The 456-nt window shown below is 55.0% G+C and carries 1 pseudogene; it reads right to left on the reverse strand.

The annotated features are described in order from the left end of the window. Positions 1–445 (reverse strand): annotated as a pseudogene (locus KVT38_RS33520) (group II intron reverse transcriptase/maturase); the annotation flags it as partial. Between the last annotated feature and the right edge of the window lie 11 nt (positions 446–456).

Raw genomic sequence — 456 nt, forward strand, 5'->3', positions numbered from 1 at the left:
GCTTGGGTCTGAATCCGTACGAGCAGTCTTTGAAGTCGGCTTCGAAGATGGGCTCGATCACGATTTTCGTCGCCATTTGCACGACTCTGTCCCGAATCGCCGGAATGCCCAGCGGTCGCATCTTGCCGTCCGCTTTCGGAATCTCCTTGCGTCTTGCCGGTAGTGGGCGATATGCTCCGTCCCTGAGCGTCGTCCGGATTTCGTCCACGAATCGTTCTTCGCCGATGGCTTTCACGATGTGGTCGATGGTCGTTCCATCCACCCCACCGCTTCCGCCGTTTCCTTTGACCCTCTTCCATGCTTCCCATAGGATGTCGCTGCGGTAAACCTTGTCGTATAACGCATGAAACCGCCGCCGCGGATTTTCCTTGGCTGCAAGGCTTAGTGCTTGTTGGAGTTTTTGAGCTTTAGCTTTGGTGTCGTTAGCAGGTTGAGCTGCATTCACTGACTCTTACC

The organism is Cohnella sp. GbtcB17 (assembly GCF_019091135.1).
GTDB lineage: Bacteria > Bacillota > Bacilli > Paenibacillales > Paenibacillaceae > Cohnella.